Source organism: Paenibacillus sp. 2KB_22 (assembly GCF_052115745.1).
In the GTDB taxonomy this organism is placed as follows: Bacteria; Bacillota; Bacilli; order Paenibacillales; family Paenibacillaceae; genus Paenibacillus.
The window spans coordinates 1,631,014-1,657,399 of the sequence record NZ_JBFRHG010000001.1; the positions used below are offsets into that span (position 1 = coordinate 1,631,014).

Sequence of the window (26,386 nt, forward strand, 5' to 3'; positions counted from 1 at the left end):
AGCATATCATGAGTGAACAAGTAGCTCAGGGACTAGACCGTTTTGCTAAACTCTCAGGGGAGTACGGCGCAAGAGCCCTCGCACCCATCAAAGAACATTTTCCCGAATTATCGGAATTTATTATGGGGACGGCATACGGGGACATTTTTCAGCGCACCACGATTACGGATCAATGGAAGGAAGTTGCTATCATCTCTTCGTTGATCACCCAAGGACAGTATGAACAATTGGGGGTACATTACACTATGGCGCTGAGTGTCGGAGTGACAGTGGATCAACTCAAGGGAATATTGCTGCATCTGGCACCCTGTGTGGGTGCTCCACGCATTATTAGCGCATTTAATATTTTGCTTGCTACCTTGGACGAAATACAGTAATTCACTTTTCTACATTTTTATACATGATTCGACTTTTTTATTGATCTTTTTACATTCCTACCTTTATAATATGGTTAAATTATCCTTCGAATCAGCTCTCATCTTAGAAGCTTTCAGCAGAGGCCCTCTGGAGCTGTGTATCCATTAGCAGGATAGCCTTAACTCATTTAAAGGAGAGAGATCAAGCATGGGAAATTTCATTCTTAAGACTGACGTTCCGAACAAGGTGTTAAACATTGAACTGGAGGGTTCTTTCTCTCAAGAAGACGGTTTGCGTTCCATCTCGGCCTATCAGGATACGATCGCTCCTATTAACACCAAGGAGTTCGACCTGAACATCGATTGCAAAAAGTTGAATGTTACTGCTCCGGAGATTGTTCCTCTTTTGGAAGGCTGCCTTCAAATGTTCAAAAAAGATGAATATAAAAAAGTCGTGTTGACCCTCGAGAACAACGCGATTCTAAAAATGCAATTGTCCCGACTTGGTCGGTCTGTTGGCCTGGACAATCTCGAAATCATTTCTACCGTTACCACTTAATAAACCTGGCGGACAAGCTGTGAATTCACCCTTCCGCTCAAGAGGAGAATGAAGATGGCCGGAATTCGTATTGTAGATATCGATATCTATCATCCAGCAACCAAGGTGCACAATGATTTTTATATTGCACATTTTGATGCAAGAGGTGTAGATATTCGTGGATTGTTAAAGGCACTTGGTCGTGATACACGTTATAAAATTGACAACGATGACGAAAACTCACTAAGCATGGCCTTCGAGGCAACCAGTAATCTACTGGAGAAAACTGGACTCACCGGTGCAGATATTGATCTGATTGCTTACGCAAGCCAAACGCCAGAATACATCTTTCCTACGAATTCCTTGATGATTCATCGCCTGATTAACGGAGCTTCTCACACGATATGTATCGACAGTAACGCCAACTGTGCAGGCATGACTGCAGCTTTCGAACAGGTTAGTCGGCAGATGCTGGGTAATCCTCGGATTCGCCGGGCTTTAATCATTGGCTCGGATTACGTAGCTCCTCACGCTAGTCCCGATGATCCCGTGTACTTCGCCAATTTCGGTGATGCAGCAGCGGCAGTTATTATAGAGCGGGATGAACAAGCTGTCGGTTTCATTGATTCAATCTATCAGACAGATACCTGCGTGTATGGCAATTCTCTTTTTCCTGCAGAAGGCTTGGCGAAGCTGGGCAAGACGGGTGTAGATGCAGGTGCCTTCCATGTGAAATTCATCCCATTTGATGATTCCATCTGTGTCGATGCTGCTTCAGAGTCCATTCGTACCTTGCTGGCACGCAACGAGATTGGACCAGACGAGATCAGAGCTGCCTGCTTCTCCCAGCTATCAATCAGTAACATTCGCGCTGTATCCGAGAACGTGGGCATTGGTGATGATATTGCTGTCTATATCGGAGATGAGTTCGGATATACATCAACCAGCAGTCCGTTCATTGCATTGCATCGAGCGGTTACAACCGGTCAGATTCAGCGTGGCGACAAAGCGTTGTTCTGGACCGTTGGAGCCGGGTGGCAAAATGTTGCCATGGTGGTTGAATACTAGGCCATAATTCGCCAAAATAATAACCAGGACGATCCTTTTTATTTCAAAATGGGTCGTCTTTCTATTAATGAGCAATCCAAATTTCAACACATACACTTCTCCTAGGTCTCCATTTCTTCAAAGCAAAAAGCAGCCCTCACCGGACTGCCAATTTCCTATTTACACCTGTTCAAAATATCTTCTTCGTATCCCGATCGTCTTTCAGAATCTCCACAGCCTCCCGGAAACGTAAGGAATGCACGATCTCCCGTTCCCTCAGAAACTTCAGACTATCCTGCAGATCCACGTCATCGGTCAGATCGATTAACCATTGATATGTAGCCCTGGCTTTCTCTTCTGCTGCAATATCCTCGTACAAATCCGCGATCGGATCTCCCTTCGAAGCAATGTATGCTGCAGTAAAAGGTACACCTGAGGAATTCGTGTAAAATAAGGCCGAATCGCGCTGAGCATAGTTAGGCCCGAGTCCGGCTTCTTCCAGTTGCTCTACCGACGCGTCCTTGGTCAATTTGTAGATCATGGTGGCAATCATTTCCAAGTGGGCGAATTCTTCTGTACCAATATCATTTAATAGCCCAATAATTTTATCCGGAATTGTATACCGCTGGTTCAAATACCGCAGAGCTGCCGCAAGCTCACCATCCGCTCCTCCATATTGTTCAGCCAGCAGTTTTGCCATATGAGGATCACATTTGCTAACCCGTACAGGATACTGCAATTTTTTCTCATACACCCACATGCAGAGCCCTCCTTTTTGAATGAAATCGAAATTGCTGGCATATTCCCCGAGTCCCCGGCGTTACAATTTTGCACGGAAACCCGAGGCGTTAGTTCACACTTGCCATGGCCACGGTGTCTGTGACCACTCCCATGGATATTTGGAGAATGCATGACCAAAGTTCATCAGCGGTCCGTACAATTGTTGAAATTCATGTGCAACTCTCATGCGCTCCTGACTGAATTTGTTGTACTGTTCAATACTCTGAAAATCACCCGGATGGGTGTCCAGGTACAGGTTCAGCTCAACTAATACAAAGTCCAGTGCCTGGAGCTCCTCTAACAGCTCATAATACTTTGCATCACAGGCTTTGGGCATTTCAGGCTCCATCCGATTCCACCTTCCTCCCTTTCGATCTCGCTGGTGTATAAGGGCTGTATAATGCAGGCCACAACGTTCCGATTCTTAAGGCTTCCGCCGGGCTGTACTGCGGCCAGCCCATAGGCTGAAATGGAATAAATAATTGCGGAGGAACCAGATATGTTCGAATCTCTACGGGTGGACAAGGATCAAACGGCCCCACAAACGGGACATAAGCACGAAGCTGCGGATCTTTCACAGAACAACTCTCCTTTCTCAATGTTCACATGTATGCAACATACATTTCAAACGATTGCTTCCCGTCTCTATATCCATATGTTTCAGGTCGGCAAGTTAATCCCCTTTTAGCTGACACAACAAAAAAACCTCTGAAAGTCCACCATAAGGCGGTCCTTCAGAGGTCTGTTTATTGTGTTGACTGATCTTCTTCCGAATTCATGTTTTGAGGGAGAGATTGCTTGTACACTCGAACCCGGGTAATTCGCAGGCGAGTGGCTTCTTCTACTTCAAAAACGTACCCATTCAGCTCCTGCGTTTTTCCTTTGGTTGGATTGCCCCCAAGCTCTTTAAACAACCATCCGCCGATGGTATCCACTTCTTCATCCTCAATGATGGCTCCGGTCCACTTATGAACTTCTTCAATAAGCGAACGACCGTCAATGGAAAACGAATCCCCATTGCGTTCCATATGCGGACGCTCATCTTCGAACTCGTCATACAGGTCTCCAACGATTTCTTCCAGAATTTCTTCCGCAGTCAGCAATCCAGCTGTTCCGCCATATTCATCCACAACCAGTGTCATCTGAGAATGTTTCTTCTGCATCAGACGCAGCACATGGCTGATCTCCATGGATTCAGGAACGTTCAAGATTGGACGGATAAGTGAAGCCAGATCATGTTGTTGCTCCGGCTTAGCCAGCAGCAGATCCGTGATGTGGATAAACCCAATGATCTCATCCTTGTCTTCTACTGCCACAGGATACCGGGAATGTTTGGTTGCATTAATAATCTCCAGATTTTCCTCCAAAGACATGTGGGTATACAAACAATCCATATCGGTACGAGGCAGCATGACTTCACGTGCCAGCATATCGGAGAAGTCAAAGATGTTATCCATCAGTTTGATCTCATCTTTATCAATGACACCACTTTTGGCACTCTGCTTCATCAGAATACGAAGCTCATCTTCTGAGTGAGCTTCTCCTTCACTTGCAGGTTCGATACCCGCCAGACGCAGCAATGCATTGGCCGATACATTCAGTACCCAGATGAACGGGAAGAAGATTTTGTAGAACAACAGCAAAGGTGCAGATAAGAACAATGCCACTCCGTCTGTTTTTTGAATCGCCAGTGATTTAGGTGCGAGCTCACCCAGCACAATATGCAGAAACGTAATGATACAAAAACCGATAATGACCGACACGGTCGAAATAAGCCCTGTATCTCCTACACCAAGTTTAAACATGAGTGGCTCAACGAGCAATTCGGAGATGGCCGGTTCTCCCAACCACCCAAGTCCAAGCGATGTCAGCGTAATCCCGAACTGAGTTGCCGATAGATAGGAATCCAGTTTACTATTCACCTTCAATGCGTAACCAGCCATACGGTTTCCTTCACTCTGCAATTGAGTTAAGCGTGTCTGCCTTACTTTCACAAGGGAAAATTCTGCTGCAACAAATACGCCATTCAAAAATACGAGCAAAAAGACACAGACCAGATTAAATACTAGCTGCCCAAGATGAAACTCGGTATGAATATCCAAGTTGAAACTCCCCTTTTCTATCTATTTCAGGAATACACCTGGAATATCAACGTGTGATTGCTTTTCTAGATTTGAAATCCACACCTTTGTAATACATATCCGCTACGAGCAGGTTTGGCCCGCAACAGGATGCGATATCGCAATGGCAGTTAACCGTCTGATTCAACGGATGTTCCGCTGACCACTCATGGAACACATCATCCAGCTTACGATCACGAATGTTGCCAAATGCCGGGATATCCGCAAAATCCGTCACATACACATTGCCTGTAAACATGTTAACGTTCACGCGGTTGCGTCCGTCCGGATCGTTACGTACCGTCACATTTGGCTCGCTGTACAGTCGGTTAATCAATTCCCGATCCTGCTCTGCTGCACTGCACGCGAAGAATGGCAATGTCCCGAAGAGCATCCACATATCCTTGTCACGCACATCAAGCAAACGATGAATCGCCGCTCTCATATGGTCCAGTGATAACACGGGCAACGACGAAGCAAAGTTCGAGTTATACATCGGATGCACTTCATGACGAACACAGCCCATCTCACGAATCAATTGATGAATACCATCCAGCTTGTCGTGCGTACGGAAGTTAATCATCGACTCCGCAGAAATAAACATGCCTGCTTCACTCAGTTTGCGGGAATTTTCAATCATTTTCTCATACATCTTCACCGCTACTTCACGTTTCACAGGCCTGCCACTATTTGCAAATCCAACTTGATGGAAATCGTCCGCATTCAGATAGTTGAATGAGATATGCATAACGTCCAGATACGGTAAAAGTTGCTCATACCGGCTGATATCCAATGTCAAATTGGAATTAATCTGGGATCGAATTCCACGTTCCTTGGCATATTTGAGCAGTGGGATGATCATCTCATCCACTGTTTTCTGGCTAAAGCTTGGCTCGCCGCCTGTCAGACTAATCGTCTGCAGATGCTCCACTTCATCCAATCGTTTCAGCATCAGAGGCAGTGGTAGAGCCGGCGCTTCACGCATCGTAAGCATATCTCCTACAGCACAATGCTCACATCTCATATTGCACAGATGTGTCACAGTCATTTCTACACTGGTCAGCACATGGCGTCCATATGTACGCAGAGAGCCGATCGGATCCCACGGATCATTGGTCGGCGATAAAGGCATCGGTTGTACCGATCCTGAGTTTAGCATGGTCATTGTTCTTCACCTTATTCCTTTTATTAACCTAAAAAGTTTTATTTAGATCATACCTTGTGTTTCTCTTTTTGGAGTTATCTTTTATCATAGCACAATTTTGAATGCTCCGGCATACGCAGACCCTGTCCATTACATGACAAAAAACGCTCAAGCAACTCTGGACGGCATCACGAAATGGCCCCGAAGTTACGATATGAGCGCTAATCATCTTTCAAGTTGTTCAGCTTTCCACCTGTGCACTTTGGACCGCTGAAGGTGTATCCTCCACACCCTCAACACCTGTGATCATCACAGACAGAGCTGTCAGCAGGTTAATTTCATAAGGCGAAGATAAAGTCTGGCCGTCTGCATCTTTTAGAACACGGATAAGTGGACGTTGAGGAACACGTGAATGAATGGATGCAACTACCCCAACCTCTCCTGTACTGAGTGTTACTGAAATACCAACTGGGTATATCGCGACACAATCCCTGAACTTCTCCAGCATCCTTTGTTCATACAGGGTCCCTGAACCAGTATACAGCACCTCGACGGCCTGATGTGGCAACAAAGCTTGCTTGTACACCCGATTCGTCGTCATGGCATCATAGGAATCAGCAAGCGCAATCCATTTGGCATATTCATGAATTTCCTTGTCTTTCAAACCAAAGGGGTACCCGCTTCCATCAATTCGTTCATGGTGCTGTAATGCACAATGCGCAGATAGAAGCGGTATGCCTGGTTCATCTTTGAGAATACGGTGTCCATATGTAGTGTGCTGCTGAATGATTTTGAACTCCTCGTCACTCAATCTGGAGGGTTTGTGCAGAATTTCCGGTGCAATCTGTGTCTTGCCAATATCATGCAACAAAGCGCCCAGACCAATCTCCATTAATTGCTGGCGTGTGTAACCCGAAGCGACACCAAGAACCAACGTGTACACACATACATTCAGAGAATGGTTATACAGGTCAAAATCACTGGAGTTCATGTCCATCAGCATAATCATGGCTTCCTTTTGACTACCGATGTCTTCCAGAATGGCATTCATCACACCACTAAGCGCTTTACCGAAATGAGGAATCTGATTTTTGGTTTTCAGTCCTGACATACTCTGAAATTGCTGTTTGATCTCTACCAGTGCTTTCCTTTTGGTCTCTTCCTGTAGCATTTCAGGAACGATGATGTCCTCTGTCGCCGCATCTTTAATATACACATAACCAACCCCGAGATCCTTGAGGCGTCCAATCAATCGACTGGTTAACTCTACATCCTCACTAAGTAATACCAGGCCTTCTTCACTATAAATACGTTTCCCCAGCTTCATGCCAGGCTGCAATAAGTTTATATGTACTAAACGCACAGCCTATCCTCTCCCGCTCCGTAGATGTAATTACCACTAGCCGCCGCTTCAGCAGAAGGCAAGTACTTTAATTTAGCTTTGAATGCCAGCGGGCTCGCAGGCTGTCGTCCAGAGCCCCTGGTCGTTTTATTTCCGTTTCCAGCAGATCGCGTATGAATTCCGGAAGATGATAGAGTGTACGGGTCCCATGAGCCAGAGGAGGATACCCCACATTGAACGTAAACATGTCCAGTGTTCCAACGATATACTCACAATGTTCGTCCATAGGCTCCCCATTAATGGATATGGTCTGGATTTTCTCATAGGCAGGCGCATGTGGATTGTATTGAACTTCCATTCCGTCCATACATAACGTACCTAGAATTTGACCACGAAAACCAAATCCCACAATGGGCTTACCTGAAAAATCGTCCAACAAGGACTGCTCAAGTGCCTCACGAATATGACTTCCACTCAAGCATATTGTACAAGCATTTATAGGAGATGGACATAGGGAATGCAACATTCCTTTTGTAATATTACCTTGTGGAAGATCTCCGAGAAGCTGACCTGCATTCACCAGCGACAGCTGTGCCCCCGTGAAATGACGAACAGCTTGTGCAAGCAATGTTGCTAACGGGGATTCCCGGTCATACGCGATGGGCAGCACCCGGTCTGTTATCACTGCCGTCTGATTGAGTGTCCTTTCGGCTTCCGTACGATTCGTAGCGATTGCCAGCGCAACCTGATCATCCAGTAATAGACTCTTGGCAGCCCTACAACCGCTACTTACCAGTTGAAGAGGTTCCCCCACGTTTGTTCGTTCCAGAACCACTTTCCCAAGCCATTGCCCAAATTTTCCAGCTGCGCCCAGCACGGTCTGACCAATGACTAATGGTTCTTCGAGAACATGATGGGTATGTCCACCGAGAATAACATCAATTCCAGTAATCTGATCCGCCAGTCTCCGATCTGTCGAAAGTCCCAGATGTGAAAGAATAACCACCACATCCACTTCATCACGTAACACTTCCACTTGAGCTCTTAGTGACTCCACAGGGTCCAGTACATCCCACCCAAGCAGTTCGTAAAACGTGGTGAAAGGGGCGGTGGCCCCCAGCAGACCAATGCGAAATGGACCTTTCTCCACAATCAGAGAAGGTTTCATCCACACTGGCGGAAGGCCAGTATCTTGCTCCACAACATTGCCGCATACCACAGGACACAGAAGTCCAGCGTAGGACTGCGCGAGCTGATCTGGCGTAAAGGTTAGTCCTTCGTTGTTACCGATTGTAATGGCATCGTATCCCGTCAGGTTAATAACATCAACATTAGCCGTACCCAGTGTTCCCTCTGTTTCAACGGCCATCCGGTCCATATGATCGCCGATATCCAATACAAGGAGGTTGCCACCTAGGTCACGTTCCTCATTGATCATAGCGGCGATGGTGCTCATGGAGCCGAAGTGGCTATGAATGTCATTGGTGTGTAGAATCGTTAACGTTTGCTTCTCCCTGGTGCTCATCACACCGCCTCCCCTGCTCTTCAATAAACGTTCATTCTTCTAATGGATAAGCATAACATTTTCCGCGTCGTTATGATATATTTAAAGGGTTTAGAGATCAAAAAGAGGTGAGTCATATCTATGAAATTGACAATTCAACTATTTGCAGGCATTGCAGAACGTTTAAATACATCCCTTCTGGAGTTTGAGTATATTGGAGGCATTCCAACCGCTGCCGATTTAAAAGAAAAACTGAGTCTGGCTTACCCAGAGGCAGCTTCCCAGATAAGGACATCCTTTTTGGCAGTTAACCAGCAGTACGCTCCTGCCGATACTATAATTAGATCAGAAGACGAACTTGCCTTGATTCCACCAGTCTCTGGAGGCGATGGTACGGCTATGCCTGATAAAAAGCCTGAGCCTGCCTCTTCTGATCATCGAACGGAAGATGGGTTATTCCTGATTACTGAGTCCACCTTGTCTGTGGAAGCAACAACGGCGCTAGTGATTACCCCGAATCACGGGGCAGCTCTCACTTTTGTAGGTACGACTCGTGAAATGACTGGTGAACAGCGCACCGTCCATCTTGAATATGAGGCCTATGTACCGATGGCTCTTTCTCAGATGGCGGCCATTGGTGTGGAAATCTCCAATCGCTGGCCTGGTGTGTTATGTGCAATCAGTCACCGAATCGGCAAAGTGGATGTGGCAGAAATTAGTGTAGTCATTGCCGTTTCCTCACCTCATCGTAACGACTGCTATGATGCAAGCCGCTACGCCATAGAGAGACTCAAACAGACCGTTCCAATCTGGAAAAAGGAAATCTGGGAAGATGGATCTGAATGGAAAGGCCATCAATTAGGACCATGGAACCCCATGGATAACTAAACAATGAGCCTTTACACCTTTTTAGACAGAGTGGGTTAATAGTAAATAAGTCGTTGTCAACCCATTTTTTTCTTGTTATTATAATGTTATGTGTCGATATTAGTCGAGGAAAAGGTGGTTTATACGTGAGAGTGCATGTTACTGATCTTAAACCTGGCGACCTGTTAAAAAATGATGTATACAACAGTTCGGGTCTCCACATCCTGATGAAAGGTTCCGCCCTCAGTGAAGATGACCTGTCCAAGCTGCTGCAACATGGAATCGATTACGCAGATGTAGAACATACAACATCCGACCTACACTCTGATGCACAAACCTTACCTTCCGATCAAACCCGTCTGTTAACTAATCTGTTTAACGATACGATCAAAGGTACTGAATCTCTATTTCAACAAGCGATGGAGAAGGGTTTTATTGATGAGACACAAGTCGATGAGATTTTGATTACCCTAACGGGACAGCTGGAAAAACAGAAAGATGTTGTCTCCTTATTGCTTATGCTGGACGGGGATAGCGATTATACCTATAACCATTCATTGCAAGTCGGAATGCTCGCTTTTTATATCGCCGGCTGGATGGGTTATAACCCCGAGGAATGTCTAACGGTAGCCAAAGCAGGATATCTTCATGATATTGGTAAGTCCAAGATTCCTTCTGAAATGTTACATAAACCTGGTAAATTGACCACGGAAGAATTTGACGAAATGAAGAAACACACATTCTATGGGTACGATATCATTAAAGAATCCACGCAGGATGAAATTCTGGCAACGGTTGCACTTCAGCATCATGAGCGCGAGGATGGAAGTGGTTATCCTCATGGACTGCGAAGAGACGAGATCCACCCATATGCCCGTATAACTGCTGTAGCGGACGTTTACAGCGCCATGACGACCAATCGTGTGTATCAGACCAAACAGGAGCTTATCTCTGTTCTGTGTGAACTCTACAGCCTCAGTTTCGGTCAGCTAAATGGTGAAGCAACGCAGGAACTAATCAAGCATATGCTGCCTAATTTTATCGGTAAAAGGGTTCTGCTCACCACGGGTCAGACGGGACTAATTGTGATGAATAATCCTGCGGATTACTTCCGACCACTCGTTCAGACCTCTACGGCCTTTATCGATTTAGCGAAAGAAAGAGATATTGCTATCGTTGAGATCTATGTACAGTAACTGTTCATTGTACAGAGCATGCATACGAAGAACCAAAAGAAGTAGCTTATATAACTAACTCATTGTTGGCATATGACAAAAGGGAAGCCGTATTCGGCTTCCCTTTGTTTATTCCGATTCGATCATGTTGGATTACACGCAGAATGCTTTTGTGATGATAACCAACAGAATGAACAGTACCAAGATTGCACCAGTGTTAGTGAACATATTGTATCCACCAACGCCACCTACTCCGCCTACGTTGCCTCCACAGCCATATCCTACTTCGCTCATGTGATTGCCTCCTCTTCATCAGGTATACCCTAACATATGACGTTCACCGACCTAATGAACCGGGCGAAGCGGCAACATTCCACAATTGGTTGCCTGCCTGGTTCTGCCCTGAAGATTCGACCTATTCATAAATCCCGTACTTCTGAATGATCTATATATTCTTATCCGAATGAACCTGGATGCCTTTTTCCTTGCGGTGCATGATAACAAGTAATCTCCAAAAATCATAACTGCCTTTGTCGTTCATAATAAACGGTCGATAATAATCAAACGCTTGCTGCGCCCATGTGGGACAATCCATATTGGAAAGTTGCTCCTGTTGCTGAATCCATTCCCCTTGAATCTCCAGCGTTTTCTGCATGGCTTCAAATATTCTCTTCTGCTCAGTGGTCATCGGCAGAGCCTCCTGTTCCTGAGTTGCAGTTCCGTATTCGGCTTCTAGATATGCACCCGGTTCCGTCACACCCTCTTCATTGGCTGTATATCCGTAAGATGGTGCACTTGTTTTACGAATCTCATAATGTACATGCGGGCCAGTACTCTGACCCGTGCTTCCCTGATTACCGATCAGCTGACCTCGCTTCACCTGCTGTCCAACAGTTACGGCAATATGCGAAAGGTGAGCATAACAATGCAAATAGCCTCGATGATCTTGAAGGGCAACTGTAAGCCCGTAACCACCGAATCCGGAGCCTGTAACTCCTTCGGAAGCAAAACGTACCTTGCCTTCCATAAAGGCATAGACGGGGCCATTCCAGGGCTCTGTCACGAGATCAATTCCGCGGTGAAATGTCTGTCCACCATGAATGGGATGAATGCGATAGCCGAATGAACTTGTAATCCGATATCCCTCGAAAGGGTTCACGCTCATACACTCACATCCTTTTCTATCATTAGATGCTTAAATCTATGAAATGGCTTGTGCTATTGGTCTTATTTTATTACAAAAAAGCACCGCTCAGAATATCATTAGGGAAACCTTCTGGTCTCGCCAAGGTATATTCCAAGCGGCGCGCGATGCTACTATGATTTACGCTATCAGTTACATCCTATGTTTTTAGTTCAACCACTACACACTCCTAATCCAGAGGTCTGTATATGACACCTAACTGATCCAATTCCTGTCCTGCTCTTCCATAAAATCCGGCGATATACCAACCTGCTGGTGCCTCAAGTTTAATTTGATCCGATGTCTTTTGTCCGCCTTCAATTTTATTTCCAAGGTTGGTCGACAACTCCACGTAAAAGATCCGTTTACCTCCATTTCGTGTCCCCTGACCAATTGTTGCCTGGTTAAAGTACTCTCCGTCTGCCAAGTTAAGTGTGGCAATGTTCGATTGACCACCATGTGCCAGGTTTGTTCCATCACTGTACAACGTTGAAATGCCGTCTACACGGTTGCCTGAGTTGAGCACAACTGAGCTAGGTCTGGTATCCGGAATATGATCTAGATCATTAAACCCGCTCCCCCCGGCTCCACCAATCGTTGAACTTAGTTGGTACTGAGAAGATGTACTGTACACGAATTCCGCTGTAATCGGATAATGATCAGAGAGTTGCTTTCCATTCGGATCAACAAACGTTTGATTTTCTAAACGATAGCTCTGTGCATTAAGGGACAACGCTTTACTTCCTCGATACAAAATTTTGTCGACAATTTCATAGTTCGGACCATGTATATCGCTTGCATCCATAAGAGCATCCCCATCAGCGGGAATGTTTCCACCTCGAATCAAATCGATCCACGGATCTCTTAATCCATTCTCAGACATGAGCAGCTCTATATTGTCAGCCGCACGGGTGTAGCGTGTATTGGTATCCCCGAATACGATAACCGCATTTCCGTCCGAGTGCTCCTTTATGTAATTGGAGAGTTGTTTAATATTATCTTGTCTGGCCTCAAGCGATTTATCATCGCTCCCTGCGTCTGCATGCAAGTTGTACACGTCCACTTTCACCTGAGGTGCGATCTCATATGTGGCTGCTGTAAACCCTTTTGGAGTCAATTCATCACTTCCATTGTCAAAAAGACCGGACCGCTTATCCCAGGTAATACGCTTCAAGTCACGGAATGGATATTTGGACAGACTGTTCAACCCACTACCAAAACCAGCAATTCCGCTTGTTGTCGTTATATACGGCAGAGTCACCTGGGATATCAACTCATTATGATAATTAAAATCCTCTTGCACATTAATGATGTCATAGTTATTTAATTTGGGAGATATCTGAACAGTGTACTCCTTAGGATTGGAACTGGATACCAGATCCGGAAGACCACCTACATTGTAACTAAGTACGTTGAATGAACCGGATACTGTTCCACCATCTGCTGCACTTGCCGTTGATGAAAATAACGGAGAACTCGTAAAGGCAACAACAGCAGACAATACCAAGGTTGCTCCCTTTTTAACTATACTTCTTCGCATCATATACCTCCTCATATTAGAATCTATTCAAATATATGTAACTTTCGTTAATGGAAGAATAAATCTGTTCTATTCATTTGTATAATCTATAATCTAATATTTCAGTCAGAAATATCTAAGCAATTGATCTCACATACCACTTTCTCATCGTCTTGTTTGGGCAACAAAAAAAGATCAAGGGAATATCTCCCTTGATCTTTTTTATATTCATAAGCGATCACCTGAGTCTTACTGCCGCTTAACATCAACAGTAAGGTTCAACTTCACGGTTTCAAAAGGCGCTGTATTGGATTAACCAATAGAGCCTTCCATTTCGAATTTGATCAATCTATTCATCTCAACGGCGTATTCCATTGGCAATTCCTTCGTGAATGGCTCAATGAAGCCCATGATGATCATCTGTGTAGCTTCAGCATCCGTCAGACCGCGGCTCATCAGGTAGAAGAGTTGATCCTCGGACACTTTGGATACCGTAGCTTCATGCTCCAGCATGATGTTATCATTCATGATTTCATTGTACGGAATTGTATCTGATGTGGACTCATTATCGAGAATGAGTGTATCACACTTGATATTAGATTTCGCGCCCTCAGCCTGACGTCCAAAGGAAGCCAAACCACGGTACGTTACTTTACCCCCATGTTTACTGATGGACTTGGATACGATTGTAGATGTTGTATCCGGAGCCAAGTGGATCATTTTCGCACCTGCATCTTGGTGCTGGTTTTTACCAGCAACAGCGATGGAGAGTACGGAACCTTTAGCTCCACGGCCTTTCAGTACAACCGCTGGATATTTCATCGTCAGTTTGGAACCGATGTTACCATCGACCCATTCCATCGTTGCATTTTCTTCTGCAACCGCACGTTTCGTAACGAGGTTGTAGATGTTTGGTGCCCAGTTTTGAATCGTTGTGTAACGAACACGGGCATTTTTCTTACAAATGATCTCAACGACCGCACTGTGCAGTGAGTTCGTGCTGTAGATCGGAGCTGTACAACCCTCTACATAGTGAACAAAGCTGTCTTCGTCCGCAATGATGAGTGTACGCTCGAATTGTCCCATATTCTCGGAGTTAATCCGGAAGTAGGCTTGCAGAGGCACTTCACATTTAACGCCCTTAGGCACGTAGATGAAGCTTCCTCCGGACCATACCGCACTATTCAATGCAGCAAATTTGTTATCTGCTGGCGGAATAACTGTTGCAAAATATTCACGCAGGATTTCCGGATGCTCTCTGAGAGCCGTATCCGTATCCATGAAGATTACACCTTGATCTTCCAATTCCTTTTGCATGTTGTGGTATACAACCTCAGACTCATACTGAGCCGATACCCCTGCAAGGAACTTTTGCTCTGCTTCAGGAATACCCAATTTGTCAAAGGTTTCCTTGATTTCAGAAGGAACCTCTTCCCATGTTTTCCCTTGTTTTTCAGAAGCCCGAACGTAGTACTGAATTTCATTGAAATCCAATCCGTCGAGATCTCCGCCCCATTTCGGCATTGGCATCTTTTCGAATTGTTTCAAGGATTTCAGTCGGAATTCCAACATCCATTCAGGTTCGTTCTTGATCCGGGAAATCTCGGTAACTACCTCTGCAGTCAGACCTTTACCGGTTTGAAAGATGGATTTGTGCTCGTCGCGAAAACCATATTTATACTCTTCCATTTCTGGTGCTTTTTTAGCCATCTTGCTCTACCTCCCTATCGTTATTGTACTTTGTTCTCTTCGTCAATCCCTTTGCGTAATGCATTCCAGGCCAGAGTGGCACATTTGATGCGTGCAGGGAACTTGTTCACACCGGATAGGGCTTCGAGATCTTCATAATCGTCGAAATCGACTTCTTCACCTTTCATCAGTGAGGAAAAACGGTTAGCGATATCGAGTGCCTGTTCCATCGTTTTGCCTTTGACGGCCTCCGTCATCATTGATGCAGAGGACATGCTGATGGAGCAGCCTTCACCCGTATATTTGGCTTCCTGAACGATTCCGTCTTTCAGCAAAATTTGCAGTGAAATCCGGTCGCCGCACGTTGGATTGTTCAAATTCACCGTGACAGCGTCATTATCAAATGTTCCGCGGTTACGCGGGTTTTTGTAGTGGTCCATTATAACACGTCTGTACAGATCATCAAGTTGCATCGCCAAAGTACTCCTTTGTCTGGATTAAGGCGCTGACAAGCCGATCTACATCTTGTTCGTTATTGTATAGATAGAAGCTGGCGCGAGCTGTTGAGCTAACTTCAAGCCAGCGCATTAGCGGTTGACAGCAATGGTGTCCGGCACGAATGGCTACGCCACTCGCATCCAGTACGGTTGCCACATCATGCGGATGAACATCCCCCAGATTAAAGGTAACAACACCCACATGCCGCTTCGCTGGGCCATAGATGGTTAACCCATCGATCTCGGCCAGACGTTCCGTTGCATAAGCTGCCAGCACACTCTCATGATGTGCAATCTCATCCATACCAATCTGTTCCAGGAAATCAATGGCAGCTCCCAAACCTACCGCACCTGCGATAATCGGGGTTCCGCCTTCGAACTTCCAAGGAAGCTCTTTCCAGTTAGATTCGTATAGACCTACATCATCGATCATTTCACCGCCGAACTCAATGGGTTCCATGGACTCCAGCAGCGCCTTTTTGCCGTAGAGTGCACCGATTCCGGTTGGTCCGCACATTTTATGACCGGATAATGCATAGAAATCACAGTCCAGATCCTGCACGTCCACCTTCATATGAGGTGTGCTTTGTGCGCCATCAACAACGATGACAGCACCATTGCGGTGTGCAATTTCAGCAATTTGTTTCACGGGATGGATTAGACCCATAACATTGGATACATATGCGATTGCTACAATTTTAGTATTGTTCGTAATCGTCTTCTCGACATCAGCCAGTTCAATATGACCGTCAGGCTGAAGCGGGATGTATTTCAATGTTGCACCTGTCTCCTTGGCAACCTGCTGCCAAGGAATCAGATTACTATGGTGCTCCATTTGTGTAATAACAATTTCATCGCCTTCTTTGCAATTGGCGCGGGCGTATGATGAAGCCACCAGATTCAGGGCTGTCGTTGTCCCGCGGGTAAAGATAATCTCCTGGGTACTACGGGCATTGATAAACTTGGCTACCTTCTCACGTGCGCCTTCGTAAGCGTCGGTTGCACGGCTTCCAAGGGTATGAACACCACGATGTACGTTGGAGTTCTCATACTCATAATAATGTTTGACTGCTTCGATCACAGCACGAGGCTTCTGTGAAGTTGCAGCACTATCTAAATATACGAGCGGGTGTCCGTTAATTTCCTGGTGGAGGATCGGGAACTGCTCGCGAATGGACGGGTTCATTGTCCCAGCTTCTTCTCAATCAGGGACTGCAATTGGGTGCGCAGTGCTTCCAGAGGAATATCCGCCACCACCGGAGCCAGGAAGCCATAGATGATCAGGCGTTCGGCATCCGTACGGTTAATTCCGCGCGACATCAAGTAATGAATCTGCTCGGCATTGACTTGACCAACAGAAGCAGCGTGACCTGCTGTTACATCATCCTCATCAATCAGAAGAATTGGGTTGGCGTCTCCACGTGCTTTAGGGCTCAGCATCAATACTTTCTCTGTCTGCTGTCCATCAGCTTTGGTAGCGCCTTTCTCAATCTTCGTGATCCCGTTGATGATTGCAGAAGCTTCTTCACGCATAACTGCACGTGTAATCATCTGACTTGGCGTATTCTTGCCGAAGTGACGTGCTTCTGTGGTGTAGTTAATTTTCTGAGAACCGGAACCTACAGCGATGACTTTGGAGTCGGAACTTGATCCATTGCCTTTAAGCACAGTCATCGTGTTACTCGCTGTATCGCCATTGTTCATTTCACCAACGATCCACTCGATCGAAGCATCATTCTCCAAGACTGCACGACGGAATGAAACATCAGTTACATTCACACTCAGTTGATGAACCGATGCAAAACGTACTTTAGCACCGGATTTTGCGAACACTTCAACAACACCATTATGGAAAACAGGTGCGGACAGTTCGCCGGATACATAGTTATCCACATAAGTTACTGAGCTGTTTGCTTCTGCAACCACAAGCACGTGAGGTGCAAACGTTGCAGATGCATCATCGGTAAGCAACACTGCTTGCAGTGGTACTTCGATTTCAACATTCTTCGGAACATACAGGAACACCCCGCCGTTCCAAAGTGCCGCATGCAGTGCAGCAAGGGAATGCTCATCTGCTTTCACTGCTGTGTTCAGATATGATTTTACCAAATCACCGTGTTCGCGAACCGCAGTAGCCAGATCCGTGAAGATAACTCCTTTTGCCGCCAGATCAGCAGACACTTTAGAATATACCGCACCGGAATTGCGCTGGATAACCAGACTGCCTTCAGCTTGATCCTGAACCAGATCTTTGATAGAAGCAGGTACTTCTGTCAAAGAAGAAATAGCTTCACTTGCTTTATATGTTCCGTACTCGCTGACATTCCAGCGTTCGATTTTTTGTTTTTCCAGTTTAGGAAGCGCAAGCCCACTCGCAAGCTTCAAAGCTTCGAGTCGCTGTTCGGTCAACCAGCCGGGTTCATTGTTGCTTTCCGACAAGGCGCGAAGCGCTTCAGATTCAACCGGAAGAATTGTTTGTGTAGTCATTAATTAATCCTCCTCCGTTTTGTCTTTACGCTTCTTGACCTACAGTTTCGTCTGTAATTCCCAGCTCTTCCTTAACCCAGTCATATCCTTCAGCTTCCAGACGGTGTGCCAGTTCAGGTCCGCCGGATTTCACGATACGACCTTGCATCATAACGTGTACATAGTCAGGAGTAATGTAGTTAAGCAGGCGTTGATAGTGAGTGATGATCAAGAAACCACGATCCTCACTCTTCATTGCATTTACACCGTTTGCCACAATTTTCAGAGCATCGATATCCAGACCGGAGTCAATTTCATCGAGTACTACGATTTTCGGATCAAGCAGCATCATTTGCAGAATCTCGTTACGTTTTTTCTCACCACCGGAGAAACCTTCATTCAGGTAACGGTGAGCGAACTCAGGGTTCATGTCGAGTTCTTTCATTTTACCTTCCATTTGACGAATGAACTTGATCAGGGAGATCTCGTTACCTTCGCCGCGACGTGCGTTAATTGCACTACGCAAGAAGTCGGAGTTAGTAACACCAGCGATTTCACTTGGATATTGCATAGCCAGGAAGAGACCTGCACGTGCACGCTCATCTACTGCCATATCCAATACATCTTCACCATCAAGTGTAATTGTACCGTCAGTTACTTCATATTTCGGATGGCCCATCAATGCAGAAGCCAGAGTTGATTTACCTGTTCCGTTCGGACCCATGATTGCGTGGATTTCTCCACCTTTCATTTCCAGGTTGATGCCTTTCAGGATTTCCTTACCTTCGATCGTCGCTTTCAGACCTTCAATGACGAAATTCGTAGCCATGTGTATTGTTTCCCTCCATTGATTAAATTGATGTTTACTGTCGAAAACGAAAAAGCGCCTATTATATCTGAACAGGGCTTCCCCTGAATTTCTCTTGTACTCGAATCTTCAAAGCAAGAACACTTTAGAATAATTCTAAACTGATTCTCAATGATAATCAAGCTATTTCCTAACAGTGTATATTCCTAGCAGGAAACATTATTCTTTCTGATTCTATAATAAATACCAGATTGAATCAAATGAGAAAACATCTCCTGCCGAGATGGACAGTGAGAAAAATCACAGAAAATCAAGCTTTCATCATATCTGCTGCACACTAATCTAAAAAAAGGACTTATCCATATTATGGACAAGCCCCTTCATTACTAATATTACAATTTGAGCATCTCGTTAATCTTCTGTACCTGTTCGTCAAAATCCGCAACGTCCACCACCGGCGTCATTTCGCGCGGCACCGGACCATTCGGAATAGAAATCCAGGAACGACAGCCATTATATTCAGGCAATACGGGGATTTCCATCGGTTCTTTCAAAAGGTACACACGTAAAATCAATACATGGAGCGGATCTTTCCGTTTCCATTTCAAACGGTCTTCGGCAAAATCCGCTGTCCACATATGAAAGTCAAGAAGTCGATCCAGCATCTCCTGATCTCGTATCTCCAGATCCTGCGTTACTTCGGCATATGCAGTAATACGGATTGTCGAAGCTTCGGGCACCCATTCGGCCAATGATTCTTCAACATAGGATTGATCCGAGGACTTAATGAGTTCTTTACGCTGATGTTCATAAGTCGGATACAGGTAAAACGCCGGACTTTTCAGCTCAAAATGTCGGGTTTCCTCTACAATCCCACCTTTGCGCATCACCATAATTTGGCGACCCGATTCCAGTGCTTTGATTGCTGAAGCCCATTCTTTTAAAGCCGGTATCGTTGATTCTAACATAAGCGGTTCCTCCCCTATCGTTCTTGTCAGCAGTATAGACGCTTAGGGCGTTTCTGACAACATGATCGGAGATCAGAAAGCTTACGAAAGAAACATCTTGTATTAGATTAAATCTTGGCTGTATTAACCGAGGAAAGAGCGAAGCATCCACATGTGTTTCTCAAGGTCAGCCTTGAAGCCTGTCAGCATATCGGATGTCGGTTGATCTTCAGCTGCATCTGCAACCTCGATACCTTCCTGATATTCATTCGAAAGTGTAGCGAAGTCCTCGATCAGGTTTTGAACCATTGTCTTCGCATCTTCGCCACCTGCTGCTTCTTGGATAGAGGAAAGCTCCAAGTATTCTTTCATTGTAGCCGCTGGACTACCTTTTAGCGTAAGAATACGCTCTGCGATTTCATCCATTTGCACGGTAACTTCGTTGTAGAACTCTTCGAATTTCACATGCAACGTGAAGAAGTTCGGTCCTTTAACGTACCAGTGATAGTTATGAATTTTGACATACAATACGTTCAGGTTAGCTACTTGACGATTAAGTACTTGTTCCACCGATTTCGCTTGATCTGTTTTGTTTTTTGTAGCCATATTAATCCCATCCTTTTATTTAAAATTAGTCTGTCATGCCATGATAAGCAGGTTGTCCCGCAATGCATAACAGAGAGTTAACAATGTATCACCGCTTGGTAGCGGAGAGGCTTATGAACAGCGTTTCTCTCAACTGTCCGGCCTATTTGTTTTTACCCTTGAACAGGAAGTTCGAATCAGGATCAACTTGGCTTGTCTCAAAAAAAAGTTCAAAAACCTCGCTATTTCCGATATACTGACATATACCAAGCAAAGAAGTGGGTTTTCCTGTTTCTTCATATATATGGAGGTGGCACCTTTGTCCGAATATCGCCCTTTAACCCCCCAGGATGCAATTGAACTGGCCAAAACATTACCGGGTCCATTTGCGGCAGATGCAAATCTGGATTGTCACGAGATCGGCGACGGCAATCTGAATTTGGTATTCCACATCACGGATCAGAACTCCGATAAAAGTATCATTATCAAACAGGCGCTTCCTTATGCGAAAGTGGTTGGAGAATCATGGCCACTCTCTCTCGTACGTGCCCGAATTGAACGTGAAATTCTTCAAGAAGAGTACCGTCTGTGTCCAGGGATGGTACCCGAAGTGTATCATTACGATGATGACCTCGCGTTAACCGTTATGGAAGATCTGAGTGATCACGTGATCATGCGCAAAGGCCTGATCGAAGGTGTTTCCTATCCTCTTTTTGCACAGCATATTGGGGAATTTATGGCGAGAACGCTGTTCTTCACATCCGACTTGGGCATGGATCAGCAATTGAAGAAGGAACAACAGGGCAGATTCACTAATCCGGACCAATGCAAAATAACGGAAGATCTGATCTTTGATGAACCCTACCGGATCGCTGAAAAAAATAATTATAATGCTTCCATTGAAGATGAAGCTGAAGCCCTTCGCACGGATGGAGAGCTTCACCTTGAAGTAGCCTTGCTGCGGGAAAAATTCCTGACACATGGGCAGGCACTGCTTCATGGAGATCTGCATACAGGCAGTATTTTTGTTACACCCGAATCGACCAAAGTCATCGATCCCGAATTTGCATTTTATGGACCCATGGGATTCGATGTTGGTGCAGTCCTCGCGAACCTGCTCTTGAATTACGCATCCCTGCCAGGATGGATTCAGGATGAGACTGCTTTGCGTGAGCGTGAAACGCTTTTGCTGAATATGGTTCGTGATGTATGGACTGAATTTGAATCCCGTTTCCGTGCCCTCTGGGCTAATGACCTGGTGGATCCGATGGCAAAAACGCCTGGGTACCAGGAGCTGTATGTGCAACAATTGTTCAGAGATTCGATCGGCTTCGCAGGTGCCAAAATGGTTCGTCGTATCGTGGGACTCGCTCACGTAGCGGATATAGATACCATTTCGGATGCGACCGAACGTGAACGTGCTCAGCGTAAATCATTGGCCATTGGTAAAGCGTTAATCAAAAACAATCGTCGCTTGAATACCATCGGTGACGTACTGGATATTGTATCTACAGCTGTAATTACTACTAAGGCTTAACATAAGGAACGGAGGAACCACCCATGACAACCCCTGAATATCAGCCTCTGTCCTCTCTGATCTGGAAAAAGGACAAACTTGAAATGCTTGACCAGCGTCTGTTGCCCGAAACTATTCTTATGCTTAAGCTCTATACACCTGAGGAAGTATGGGAATCCATTCATTCCATGAAAGTACGCGGTGCTCCAGCGATTGGTATTGCTGCTGCATTTGGTGTTGTATTAGGTGCCAAATCATACGACGGAACAACCATTCAAGGCTGGCTGGATCATGTAAAATCCATATGTGCTCATCTGGCGACTTCCCGTCCAACAGCAGTGAACCTGTTCTGGGCACTGGATCGCATGATGCAAAGAGCAAATGTAGTCGTTGAATCCGGCTTAAGCCTGGAAGAGGGCAATGACGCTCTTGAAGTTGAAGCTCTGTTGATCCAGAAGGAAGACGAGGAAGTATGCCGCATGATCGGCGAGAATGCACTGCCTTTGTTCGAGGATGGTATGGGTGTACTCACCCACTGTAATGCAGGCGGACTGGCTACAGCGAAATACGGTACGGCAACCGCTCCAATGTATCTCGCGCAGGAACGCGGTATCCATCTGAAAGTATTTGCAGACGAGACTCGTCCTGTACTTCAGGGTGCACGCCTGACTGCATTTGAGCTTCAGCAAGCAGGCATTGACGTTACGCTACTCTGTGATAATATGGCAGGCATGGTGATGTCCAAAGGTTGGATTCAAGCCGTTATCGTGGGAACAGACCGGGTTGCAGCGAACGGTGACGTAGCTAACAAAATCGGAACCTACAGTGTGGCCGTGCTTGCCAAGGCTCACAATATTCCGTTCTATGTAGCCAGCCCATTGTCGACTATCGACTTGTCTACTCCATCCGGAGATCTTATTCCGATTGAGGAACGAGCTGCCGAGGAAGTAACCGAAGGATTTGGTAAACGTACAGCACCGCAAGGTGTTAAAGTATTTAATCCAGCATTTGACGTAACACCTAACGAATATGTAACAGCTATTATCACGGAAAAAGGCGTGGTTCGCGCTCCTTTCAAAGAAAATTTGGCTGCTTTGTTCGCAAAGGAAGAAGCTTAACTTAATAAGAGTATTTAAGAAGAGAGTGTCGTGTATAGCGTTGGTGCCTACGATGTGCCAGGCCAGTATTACGATGCTAAAGAAGGGCTTCCCATATGGGGAGCCCTTTGTTAGTGATTAGATCATTTTCAGCAAAGCCTCTACACCCGTCATGCCAACCGTAATGCCCATGGCCTCGGCCTCTGTTGTCACCGACTCCATAGGTGCATGCAGCAATTGCTCCAGTGTACGCACACCAACCGCCCGCGCCGCAATAATTTTGCGATCCCCGAGCTTTTCATTAAGTAATCCCACATCGAGTGCTCCGCACATGATATATCCTTTGGATGTGTTAATGGTCAACAACGTTGTTTTGGGCAGTTTGACTTCTACCCCAACCAATACATGCTCTCCAACTACAATGGGCTCCATCGTCACCATAATTTCCCGATCCACCTCCTCTTCCACAGGTCACGATAATTGTATGCCTCATTCGGGAATGTCGTGTGGACACCTGCCGTGTTTGAGAAAATGTAGGTAAGTACAGTTCAAATATATTATTCGTAATTCTTTTCTCAAACTTAGATGTAAAAATATTCTTTTTCTTTGAAATATTAAAAAAAGCCACCTCGGAAATGAGGTAGCTCTCATAATAATCATTAATATTTTTGAGCGTCTATAAGTTCATCAAGGTCATACTTTAAATTATAATCGGTGTATATCACTCTAAGCCTTACAGCATCATTAACCCTGGCCAACATTAAACTAGTGCTGGTTTTTTTCTTGTCAATTACCCAATTAGATTCAAGAGCAATAGCACCCGAGGTGAGTCAAATTTGGCCTACCTTAAAACGTATGCTCATCATTCTTTAATCGCCTTATCTCCGTTAACTCTCTTCTAATTCCCAGTACACGTCTATGAAGTACACTTCGATCTATTGATTCAGCAACCGACTTTTTGAACTGGACGTCCGATTCACTTAATTGTTCATGAGTTAATTTCTTTTTATGTATTGGTTTAACTTGAAGATTATCAGTTTCAGACTTGATCGGTCTCAATCTCTTCTGCTTCATAATTTGTTCAAATATGCTGTCCTCTTGACGCATGGTCTTCATTCCTTAATATATGTGATGAACACATTGTATCATAACGTGAAGAGGACTGTTACATAATAAAGTACAGATGCTTACAGTTGAGCAAGAGCCTAAACGCAAAAAAAAGAGGGCCATCGCCCTCTTAGATAGTTAACTTATTTTATAAAATGTAAAAATACGCTTGATTCCCTGGACTCTTCACAATCACTGTAGTCACTAAATCACTGGCATCCCGTTTACGGATACTTGCGATCGAACCTAACTCTTCATTCGCAATAACTCTTGGAAGGACATAAGCGGTCAGATCAGGCTTGGAAATTGTCATTTCAGTGGCCATATCCTCAATCTGTCTCACATCTACCGTAGACTGCATATCCTTCCACTCTCGCACCTGAAGATAGCCATCCAAGTATTCTCTTTCCTTGATACTAATGTGGCCATCCAAAACATCCATATACTTGACCTCAATGCTGGAAAGTACATCAGGTCTGGAGATATATACTTGCCCAGGCTGTTCTTCCAAATAAGGAATCTCAAGACTGCCTGCCCTCTCATCATGATCTAATCCTCTGACTTGAAGAACACTATTCAGATCAGGCTTATTAACCTTAATCTCCGAAATGACAGTCGAATCACCGTCGTACATGACCGTTAGCAAAGCCCCCAACGTTGAAGTTGCTTTTGTATAATTGGAGACTTCCAATGAAGCATGAAGATCAGGTATGGATACAACTAAACTCGTATCGCGTCCATCATCGAACAACTGTGATATCGTTAACGTACTGACCAGAGACATTTGTCTATCTACCGTAATAACTGAAGGTAGGTCAGGATGAGAAACTACGATTTCTACAATTTTTTCGTCGTCCAGACCTGTTCTAACGGCAAGATTACCGTCTGTATCCTTAGTTGTTCGTATAGCAGTAATGAACTGCGAATGAAGCTCGGGTTTAGAAACAGCAATCCATGTTTCTTTCTCTTCTGTTCTACTTTCAACAATAGAAATGTTCGAATCCAGTTCTGCATCTATACGTTTAGCTATAGTCAGGTCTGCATCCAGTTCCGGACGGCTGACCGCGATAACTTGAGGTATATCATGATGCATGTGCTCCTCATAGCGGTGGATGTACAACTGAGATTTGAGCCAATCCAGCCCAATATCACTGTGTACAACTAACGATGAAGCTATCTCTTTGCGACCTGCACCATAAATAAAAACTTCACTTCCGATTTCGGTTCGACCGATGGAATAGATCTGAGAAGTGATATATTTGATCTGCAAAACAGGTGGTTTGGAAGACTCGCGAGTGTTGAAATATATCGGCGTGTTACCGCTAGACTGAATAATCATTCCAACATTCGAAAGCATGCCGTCTCTCCACATGTGAAGTAATGCCATCATATCAAACTCAACATAACGTTCAGTCGTATTAATGACATAACTGGACGATAAGAGCTGAATGGAATGAGGTCTGTTTGCATACGTAATTCCGTACTCCCGCCACAATGTATCCGGCTGATGCAGCTCAATATGTGCTCCTGGTGCCAGGGTTCCTGTGTAATATAACCTCAATTTGGCTTCTTCCAAATGTAACAGATCAGGTATTCTGGTATCCAGATCACCGAAATGTATAAATGATTCGAATTGCTCCATCTCATCTCTGCCGATCATCATGCGCTGTGTATCACCAAAGTTGATCGTCTGCAGGTGAGTTTGACTTCGTGTGGTTGCATCAGCAACAGGCTTTAGGTCAACAGTCTCACGAGGTGCTTCCAATAATTCGTATTTTCCGTATGCACGGTTATGTGGCCGAACGTATAGCATGCCTTCAAGATCAACTTTGGACGCTGCTTGAATGGTTGCGCTCAGATCTCCTTGCGACTTGTACATCACATATAGTGAATTGGTTAATTCCTGTGAACGTCTGACACGTACGGATACAGTAGAGACGATCTTGCTTACTTTTCTTGTAGCAGCTATTAGGGTCGAAGACAGTTCTTCATGCACCTGATTGTACAGGATATACTTTGCTGCAAAACGATTTTCCGGACTTTTAATATGTATAACACTATCTAATAGAGTCTCCCCGTTATTAATTCTACTCACTTCC

The 26,386-nt window shown here is 45.1% G+C and carries 26 protein-coding genes; 7 read left to right on the top strand and 19 right to left on the bottom strand.

The genetic code is table 11. The features are described 5' to 3' along the window. Positions 1-8: 8 nt before the first annotated feature. The 3 genes from AB4111_RS06995 to AB4111_RS07005 all read left to right on the top strand — a co-directional run bounded on the left by AB4111_RS06995 (position 9) and on the right by AB4111_RS07005 (position 1,962). Entirely contained in the window at positions 9-377 is a 369-nt protein-coding gene (locus tag AB4111_RS06995; protein ID WP_442030951.1) for a carboxymuconolactone decarboxylase family protein, read from the top strand. A gap of 187 nt (positions 378-564) precedes the next feature. Then, positions 565-915: a hypothetical protein gene (locus AB4111_RS07000; protein WP_339260110.1), complete on the top strand. Its 351-nt coding sequence runs from the start codon at positions 565-567 to the stop codon at positions 913-915. A 54-nt stretch (positions 916-969) separates the two neighbouring features. Continuing rightward, positions 970-1,962 (top strand): 3-oxoacyl-[acyl-carrier-protein] synthase III C-terminal domain-containing protein, encoded by a 993-nt coding sequence (locus AB4111_RS07005; RefSeq protein ID WP_442030952.1) that lies wholly within the window; start codon positions 970-972, stop codon positions 1,960-1,962. Between the two features lie 169 nt (positions 1,963-2,131). Here AB4111_RS07005 and AB4111_RS07010 read toward each other — a convergent pair whose 3' ends face one another. From AB4111_RS07010 to AB4111_RS07040, 7 genes are all read right to left on the bottom strand, one after another. Next, entirely contained in the window at positions 2,132-2,701 is a 570-nt protein-coding gene (locus AB4111_RS07010) for a manganese catalase family protein (protein ID WP_091014606.1), read from the bottom strand. Positions 2,702-2,794: 93 nt separating this feature from the next. Beyond that, entirely contained in the window at positions 2,795-3,070 is a 276-nt protein-coding gene (locus AB4111_RS07015) for a spore coat protein CotJB (protein ID WP_442030953.1), read from the bottom strand. Beyond that, positions 3,060-3,299, bottom strand: coding sequence for a spore coat associated protein CotJA (locus AB4111_RS07020; protein WP_253432997.1), 240 nt, complete (start codon positions 3,297-3,299; stop codon positions 3,060-3,062). Before AB4111_RS07020 ends, AB4111_RS07015 begins: the two co-directional genes overlap by 11 nt. Before the next feature lie 168 nt (positions 3,300-3,467). Further along, positions 3,468-4,823, bottom strand: a complete 1,356-nt coding sequence (locus AB4111_RS07025) for a hemolysin family protein (protein ID WP_442030954.1) — start codon at positions 4,821-4,823, stop codon at positions 3,468-3,470. A 46-nt stretch (positions 4,824-4,869) separates the two neighbouring features. After that, on the bottom strand, positions 4,870-6,006 hold the full coding sequence (gene yfkAB / locus AB4111_RS07030) for a radical SAM/CxCxxxxC motif protein YfkAB (protein WP_091032604.1): 1,137 nt from the start codon (positions 6,004-6,006) through the stop codon (positions 4,870-4,872). A 220-nt stretch (positions 6,007-6,226) separates the two neighbouring features. Then, entirely contained in the window at positions 6,227-7,348 is a 1,122-nt protein-coding gene (locus AB4111_RS07035) for an HD-GYP domain-containing protein (protein ID WP_442030955.1), read from the bottom strand. A 67-nt stretch (positions 7,349-7,415) separates the two neighbouring features. After that, positions 7,416-8,852: a bifunctional metallophosphatase/5'-nucleotidase gene (locus tag AB4111_RS07040; RefSeq protein WP_442030956.1), complete on the bottom strand. Its 1,437-nt coding sequence runs from the start codon at positions 8,850-8,852 to the stop codon at positions 7,416-7,418. Positions 8,853-8,972: 120 nt separating this feature from the next. Between AB4111_RS07040 and AB4111_RS07045 the strand changes: the two genes are divergently transcribed. Together AB4111_RS07045 and AB4111_RS07050 are read left to right on the top strand one after the other, a co-directional pair. Further along, positions 8,973-9,719 (top strand): molybdenum cofactor biosynthesis protein, encoded by a 747-nt coding sequence (locus AB4111_RS07045; protein WP_442030957.1) that lies wholly within the window; start codon positions 8,973-8,975, stop codon positions 9,717-9,719. Between the two features lie 125 nt (positions 9,720-9,844). Continuing rightward, the gene (locus tag AB4111_RS07050; RefSeq protein ID WP_442030958.1) at positions 9,845-10,894 is read left to right on the top strand and encodes an HD-GYP domain-containing protein; all 1,050 of its coding nucleotides are present in this window, start codon (positions 9,845-9,847) and stop codon (positions 10,892-10,894) included. A 132-nt stretch (positions 10,895-11,026) separates the two neighbouring features. Here the strand turns inward: AB4111_RS07050 and AB4111_RS07055 are convergent, their stop codons facing one another. From AB4111_RS07055 to AB4111_RS07100, 10 genes are all read right to left on the bottom strand, one after another. Further along, positions 11,027-11,167 carry a hypothetical protein gene (locus AB4111_RS07055; protein ID WP_017689533.1) on the bottom strand — a complete coding sequence of 47 codons (141 nt, stop codon included), beginning with the start codon at positions 11,165-11,167 and terminating at the stop codon, positions 11,027-11,029. A gap of 151 nt (positions 11,168-11,318) precedes the next feature. Continuing rightward, positions 11,319-12,038 carry a M23 family metallopeptidase gene (locus AB4111_RS07060; RefSeq protein ID WP_442030959.1) on the bottom strand — a complete coding sequence of 240 codons (720 nt, stop codon included), beginning with the start codon at positions 12,036-12,038 and terminating at the stop codon, positions 11,319-11,321. A gap of 208 nt (positions 12,039-12,246) precedes the next feature. Then, positions 12,247-13,596 (bottom strand): jacalin-like lectin, encoded by a 1,350-nt coding sequence (locus tag AB4111_RS07065; RefSeq protein WP_442030960.1) that lies wholly within the window; start codon positions 13,594-13,596, stop codon positions 12,247-12,249. A gap of 291 nt (positions 13,597-13,887) precedes the next feature. Then, positions 13,888-15,285: a Fe-S cluster assembly protein SufB gene (sufB, locus tag AB4111_RS07070; protein WP_053780522.1), complete on the bottom strand. Its 1,398-nt coding sequence runs from the start codon at positions 15,283-15,285 to the stop codon at positions 13,888-13,890. 20 nt (positions 15,286-15,305) lie between these two features. After that, on the bottom strand, positions 15,306-15,737 hold the full coding sequence (gene sufU, locus AB4111_RS07075) for a Fe-S cluster assembly sulfur transfer protein SufU (RefSeq protein ID WP_017689537.1): 432 nt from the start codon (positions 15,735-15,737) through the stop codon (positions 15,306-15,308). Then, positions 15,727-16,947, bottom strand: a complete 1,221-nt coding sequence (locus AB4111_RS07080) for a cysteine desulfurase (protein ID WP_091032625.1) — start codon at positions 16,945-16,947, stop codon at positions 15,727-15,729. The genes sufU and AB4111_RS07080 overlap by 11 nt, the downstream gene beginning before the upstream one ends. Beyond that, positions 16,944-18,248, bottom strand: a complete 1,305-nt coding sequence (sufD, locus tag AB4111_RS07085; RefSeq protein ID WP_442030961.1) for a Fe-S cluster assembly protein SufD — start codon at positions 18,246-18,248, stop codon at positions 16,944-16,946. The genes AB4111_RS07080 and sufD overlap by 4 nt, the downstream gene beginning before the upstream one ends. 25 nt (positions 18,249-18,273) lie before the next feature. Next, positions 18,274-19,056 (bottom strand): Fe-S cluster assembly ATPase SufC, encoded by a 783-nt coding sequence (gene sufC / locus AB4111_RS07090; RefSeq protein WP_062833524.1) that lies wholly within the window; start codon positions 19,054-19,056, stop codon positions 18,274-18,276. Between the two features lie 371 nt (positions 19,057-19,427). Beyond that, positions 19,428-20,003: a DUF1802 family protein gene (locus AB4111_RS07095; protein ID WP_442030962.1), complete on the bottom strand. Its 576-nt coding sequence runs from the start codon at positions 20,001-20,003 to the stop codon at positions 19,428-19,430. Between the two features lie 123 nt (positions 20,004-20,126). Next, on the bottom strand, positions 20,127-20,588 hold the full coding sequence (locus AB4111_RS07100; protein ID WP_017689542.1) for a Dps family protein: 462 nt from the start codon (positions 20,586-20,588) through the stop codon (positions 20,127-20,129). Between the two features lie 298 nt (positions 20,589-20,886). Here AB4111_RS07100 and mtnK point away from each other — a divergent pair, with 298 nt between their 5' ends. Both mtnK and mtnA read left to right on the top strand, forming a co-directional pair. Then, positions 20,887-22,104, top strand: coding sequence for an S-methyl-5-thioribose kinase (gene mtnK / locus AB4111_RS07105; RefSeq protein WP_442030963.1), 1,218 nt, complete (start codon positions 20,887-20,889; stop codon positions 22,102-22,104). A gap of 23 nt (positions 22,105-22,127) precedes the next feature. Continuing rightward, positions 22,128-23,201, top strand: a complete 1,074-nt coding sequence (gene mtnA / locus AB4111_RS07110) for an S-methyl-5-thioribose-1-phosphate isomerase (protein WP_339240946.1) — start codon at positions 22,128-22,130, stop codon at positions 23,199-23,201. A gap of 117 nt (positions 23,202-23,318) precedes the next feature. Here the strand turns inward: mtnA and AB4111_RS07115 are convergent, their stop codons facing one another. Beyond that, positions 23,319-23,621, bottom strand: a complete 303-nt coding sequence (locus AB4111_RS07115) for a YunC family protein (RefSeq protein ID WP_017689545.1) — start codon at positions 23,619-23,621, stop codon at positions 23,319-23,321. A gap of 814 nt (positions 23,622-24,435) precedes the next feature. Beyond that, entirely contained in the window at positions 24,436-26,382 is a 1,947-nt protein-coding gene (locus AB4111_RS07120; protein WP_442030964.1) for a DNRLRE domain-containing protein, read from the bottom strand. Positions 26,383-26,386 lie beyond the last annotated feature (4 nt).